At 40.2% G+C, this 5,465-nt stretch carries 4 protein-coding genes and 1 tRNA gene; all 5 read left to right on the forward strand.

Annotation, left to right across the window (positions count from 1 at the left end; genetic code table 11):
* The first annotated feature begins 101 nt into the window (after positions 1–101).
* A tRNA-Asn gene (locus AAEZ22_RS17790) sits at positions 102–178 on the forward strand.
* A 150-nt stretch (positions 179–328) separates the two neighbouring features.
* Positions 329–2,272 carry an EAL domain-containing protein gene (locus AAEZ22_RS17795; RefSeq protein ID WP_352298264.1) on the forward strand — a complete coding sequence of 648 codons (1,944 nt, stop codon included), beginning with the start codon at positions 329–331 and terminating at the stop codon, positions 2,270–2,272.
* A gap of 263 nt (positions 2,273–2,535) precedes the next feature.
* A complete protein-coding gene (gene rsxA / locus AAEZ22_RS17800) occupies positions 2,536–3,117 on the forward strand; it encodes an electron transport complex subunit RsxA (RefSeq protein ID WP_011327791.1) in 582 nt (193 codons plus the stop codon).
* Position 3,118: 1 nt separating this feature from the next.
* Positions 3,119–3,673, forward strand: a complete 555-nt coding sequence (rsxB, locus tag AAEZ22_RS17805) for an electron transport complex subunit RsxB (RefSeq protein WP_011327790.1) — start codon at positions 3,119–3,121, stop codon at positions 3,671–3,673.
* Positions 3,674–3,681: 8 nt separating this feature from the next.
* The coding region (gene rsxC / locus AAEZ22_RS17810) for an electron transport complex subunit RsxC (protein ID WP_352298266.1) at positions 3,682–5,465 on the forward strand (1,784 nt) is incomplete at its 3' end.

A 5,465-nucleotide genomic window follows, 5' to 3' on the forward strand; every position in this document is an offset into this window, starting at 1 on the left:
CCCCCTTAGCTCAGTTGGTTAGAGCGACGGACTGTTAATCCGCAGGTCCCCCGTTCGAGTCGGGGAGGGGGAGCCAAATCATAAAATAGCACTACTTTAGTTCCCCCTTAGCTCAGTTGGTTAGAGCGACGGACTGTTAATCCGCAGGTCCCCCGTTCGAGTCGGGGAGGGGGAGCCAATTGATAATAATTCCATAGACATTCCTCTCAATATCTACTACCCTTCCTGATTAATAACTAAAGTATATTCACTCAATTTTCGTGTTACGATTAGTTTATAAATCAAGGATTTGATTCCTTCCCTTTCTGACAATTAAAAGATTGAAAAAATGGCAGGCTTTAAAAAACTCATATTAATACAAATACTCTCTTGGTTAGCATGTGTTGCCGTTGGTAGTTATTTTATAGCTATTAGCTTTAATTACACAGTTAACGAAGCGCAAAAAAATGCACAAGCTACAGTCCAAAATTATATAGATGGTTTAACTTTATCTGATATATCAACAAACAATTTTAAACGCGCTATTACTAATAACGATACTTTTGCAAACTTCATCCTCAGAGACAATCAAGGAGCTGAAGTATTTAAAGTAACGCATTCCCCTGCACTGCCTTTTATTGCCGAATTTGTACAAACAAATTTTAACTCGGTACGTCCCCAGTTTGTAAGCGGTAGTAATACTGATATAAAAGTAGAATTTACACTTAATGTGCAACGTTTTGCACACTTATTACAAAGCGCGTTTTTTATTATTGTGCTTGTTAGTACTTTTTTAGTCCTTATTCCTATGGCGTTAATGAAGACCCTTTCTCATAGAGTAAATAAAAGAATTAGTATGGACGTGGCTGATGTTATTGATGTTTATATAAATCAAAACCAGTTAGATCATGACCTAGAAGTCAGCCTTGATACAAGCAGGCTCAAAAGCCAAGGAAAGAGCTTAGTTCCTAGCTTTAATCGTTTATCGCACTTTTTGAAAAGTAAAAATGAAGATCTGCAAAACGCAGCACTCACAATAAAACACCAAGCCTATAAAGATGGTGTAACCGATTTAGGCAATCGGAATATGTTTGTTGAGTATTATGAAAAAAATATAGAAAACAGCGAAAAAAGCACTTTTGGTACACTCGCTTTAATTAGGTGTAGTGAACTGCAATCTATTAACCAAACCCGCGGTTATCAAAAAGGTGATGAATACATTAAAGGTGTGGCTGATATTATTAAGCACATTAGTGGCACCTACACTGGCAGCCAAGTATTTAGACTTAATAGTTCTGATTTTGTAGCTGTATTACCTAATATACCGCTAAAAGAAGCCGAACGTTTTGGTGAAAACTTACAATCTCGCTTTACTCAGTATCAACAAACCCAAGAGCTCAGCTCAGTGGCTAATACTGGTATTGTGGGTTACGAAAAAGCAAAACCACTTGGTGAGTTACTTTCGGTAGTAGATAACGCCATGAGTATGGCGCAATCAAAACATGCTAACGCTTGGCATGTACAGCGCGAAAGCGATTTAATTAATAATGTAAGTGCTGGATTTGGTAATCAAAATTGGCGCAAAGTTATAAATGAAGTAATTGAAGCAAAACGTGTGCATTTAGTAATGCAAAATATTATGCCTTTGGGCAAAAATATTAAAGCGTATGCTGAGATTCAGGTGCGATTTAAAACCGAAGATAATCAAATGCTACCTACAGCCTCATTTTTAGCCATGGCCGAAAAACTTGATATGGCTATAGAAATCGACAGGCTAATTATTGACTCATCACTTGAGAAAATAAAAAGCCGAAATCTTTCAGAAAAGTTTTTTGGTTTAAATGTTACGCCTTCAAGTGCGCACAACGACCAGTTTGTAATTTGGTTAGAACGCCGATTATTAAAAGATACCCATATTGCATCAAAACTTGTTTTTGAAGTAAGTGAATTTGGGCTACAACAAAACATTAAAGCGAGTAAACGCTTTATTGACATGATTCATCGCGTGGGTGCTCGCATAACAGTTGAGCGTTTTGGTGTTGGCTTAACATCGTTTAAGTTTTTCCGCGATTTAAAACCAGACTTTATTAAAATGGATGCCAGTTATACCCGCGGCCTAGAAGATGATAAAAACAATCAATATTTTATGCGCTTAATGGTCGATTTAGCACACAGGATTGGTGTAACTGTTTTTGCTGAAGGGGTCGAAAGCCAAGAAGAAAAGCACATTATAGAAACCCTGTGCTTAGATGGTGTACAAGGTTACTACATAGAAAAACCTAAAGACATTTGATATAAGGGCGTAGTTAACCCAAGTTCAGGTTATTTAATTAATAAAAAGAGCACTTGTTGCTCTTTTTTGCTTTATTTTCAGTACTGCCACCCATACTAAAACCATAACGTTAAGTAAACTCTACAAACAAATTACAGTAATTTTACATCTTCATTATGCGTTAATTATTTTACCTTATTTATTTGACTGATAACTACTCCACATGTTGTTTATCTCGGCAGAAAAAAGGATAATGCATTGGATTTTAATAGCGCGAGGCACACATGACAGAATATGTATTGTTATTGATTGGCACTGTTCTGGTTAATAACTTTGTATTAGTACAATTTTTAGGCTTGTGTCCGTTTATGGGCGTGTCGAGTAAACTAGACACGGCTATAGGTATGTCTTTGGCTACCACTTTTGTGCTTACCCTTGCCTCTGTAACCAGCTACTTAGTTAACCAATATATTTTAATACCGTTGGATATTACCTATTTACGCACCATGAGCTTTATTTTAGTGATCGCTGTAGTAGTACAATTTACCGAAATGGTAGTACGTAAAACAAGCCCTACTTTATATCGCTTGCTGGGTATTTTTTTACCCCTTATAACCACAAACTGTGCTGTGCTAGGCGTTGCATTACTTAACATTAAAGAAGATCACTCCTTTTTACAGTCGGCGGTTTATGGCTTTGGTGCCGCAGTTGGTTTTTCGTTAGTACTTGTATTGTTTGCTGCCCTGCGAGAGCGCCTTGCAGCGGCCGATGTTCCTACCCCCTTTAAAGGTGCCTCTATTGCCTTAATTACCGCAGGCTTAATGTCGATGGCATTTATGGGATTTACCGGATTAGTGAAGTTTTAATATGACCTTGTTTTATGCATTAATAGCACTAGGCTCACTGGCATTAGTTTTTGGCCTAATTTTAGGATTTGCCGCTATCCGCTTTCGGGTAGAAAGTAACCCTATTGTTGAACAAATTGATACCATTTTACCGCAAACTCAATGCGGCCAATGTGGCTACCCTGGCTGTAGGCCATACGCCGAAGCGATTGCCAATGGCGACGAAATAAACAAATGCCCACCTGGCGGCGAAGCTACTATGAAAAAGCTCGCCGAATTAATGGGCGTTGATCCCAAGCCCTTAGCTGGCGGAGAGCAAGCTGAACCAATTAAAACTGTGGCATATATTCGCGAAGACGAATGCATTGGCTGTACCAAGTGTATACAAGCATGCCCAGTTGACGCCATTGTTGGTGCAACTCGACAAATGCATACTGTATTAATTGACGAATGTACTGGCTGCGATTTATGCGTAGAGCCCTGCCCTGTAGATTGCATTGATATGCTCCCTGTAGCCGAAACTAAACAAAACTGGAAATGGCAGTTAAATGCAATTCCCGTTACACAAATAGATTAGAGGTTTGAGTGGATAAGTTACTTGAACAAATAAAAAAAGGGGTCGTTTGGCCATTCCCTGGCGGCGTTCACCCACCACAACAAAAATCACTCTCTAATAGTGCCAGTATTACTCGCTTGCCATTACCCGACAAACTCGTAGTTGCACTTAAACAACACATAGGTGCTAACGGTAAACTTATTGTTGAGAAAGGTCAGCACGTTTTAAAAGGCCAAGCTTTAACCATACCTAAAGCTAACTGGTCGGTGCCTATGCATGCGCCAACCTCAGGCACAATAGCCGACATAAAGTTAATGCCTTCGGCGCACCCTTCGGCCCTACCTGAACTTAGTGTAATAATTGAGCCCGATGGTAAAGATTTATGGTGCGAGCTTAACCCAATTAAAAACCCAGCAACGCTAAGCCACGATGAACTTGTTAATATTATTCATCAAGCGGGCATTAGTGGTATGGGAGGCGCTGGTTTTCCAACTTATGTTAAAGCCGATACTAAGCAACCTATCGAGTTTTTAATTATTAATGCGGTTGAGTGCGAACCTTATATAACAGCTGATGACATGCTAATGCGCGAGCATGCCAAGCAAATAGTGCAAGGTATTGAGCTAATGCAACAACTGCTCAATCCTACGTTATGCATTGTGGGTATAGAGGACAACAAGCCAGAAGCAATTGCTGCAATGATACAAGCAGCGGAGCATAATAGCTTAATATTGGTGCAAAAAGTGCCCACTATTTATCCCTCTGGTGGCGAAAAACAGCTTATTAAACTGCTTACTAATCGCGAAGTGCCTAATAATGGCATTCCGGCAGATGTTGGTATACTGGTACATAACACCGGTACTTTATTTGCTATACAACAAGCTGTTTATGAAGGTAAACCCTTAATTGAGCGCGTAGTCACAGTAACGGGTAATACTATTCATAAACCCGGAAATGTATGGGCTTTATTAGGCAGCGAAATAAAGCACTTACTCGATTGCCAAGGTTTTTCGCCGGTACCACAGCAACAAGTAATTATGGGCGGCCCAATGATGGGCTTTACCCTACCAACAATTCGTATTGGCGTGGTAAAAACCACTAACTGTATACTCGCGCCCGATCATAAAGAGCTTGCAGAGCCCGGCCCAGAAAAAGCCTGTATACGCTGTAGTGCCTGTGCAGATGCTTGCCCTGCTTCTTTATTACCTCAGCAATTACAATGGTTTGCTAAGTCAAAAGAATACGACAAACTACAAGAACACAATTTGTTTGACTGCATAGAATGCGGCGCGTGTGCCTACGTTTGCCCAAGTGAAATACCGCTAGTGCAGTACTACCGGGTAGCCAAGGTAGAAATAAAAGAGCAGCAGGCAGAAAAAATTAAAGCAGATCGTGCTAAAGAGCGTTTTGATGCGCGAAAAGAGCGCCTTGATCGCGAACAAGCTGAGCGACAAAATCGCCATAAACGTAAGCCTGCAGTTAAAACACCAGACGAAAAACAAAAAGTAGCCGATGCTTTAGCAAGAGTTAAAAGTAAATCAGCTAATAGCGATGAAAAATCAGCCGTAGCCGCTGCTATTGCCCGTGCTAAAGCTAAAAAGCAACAAGGCGATGCACTTGAACCTGATAATAGCGAAGTAGCAAAAGAACGCGCATTGCGTAAAGAACAAGCTCGACAATATAAAGAGCAAAAAGCACAAAGTGATGAGCCAGCAAGCCCTGATGATAAAAAATTAGCTGTAGCCGCAGCCATAGCTCGCGCTAAAGCTAAAAAGGCCGCACAACTAGCAAACGCTGAAAGTACAACTGACGA

Origin of the sequence: Pseudoalteromonas sp. 20-MNA-CIBAN-0454 (assembly GCF_040308685.1) — a bacterium.
Lineage (GTDB): Bacteria > Pseudomonadota > Gammaproteobacteria > Enterobacterales > Alteromonadaceae > Pseudoalteromonas > Pseudoalteromonas nigrifaciens.

Coding starts and splice junctions, on each gene's coding strand:
- AAEZ22_RS17795 (WP_352298264.1), top strand. CDS start 329: ATGGCAGGCTTTAAAAAACTCATATTAATACAAATACTCTCTTGGTTA.
- rsxA (WP_011327791.1), top strand. CDS start 2,536: ATGACAGAATATGTATTGTTATTGATTGGCACTGTTCTGGTTAATAAC.
- rsxB (WP_011327790.1), top strand. CDS start 3,119: ATGACCTTGTTTTATGCATTAATAGCACTAGGCTCACTGGCATTAGTT.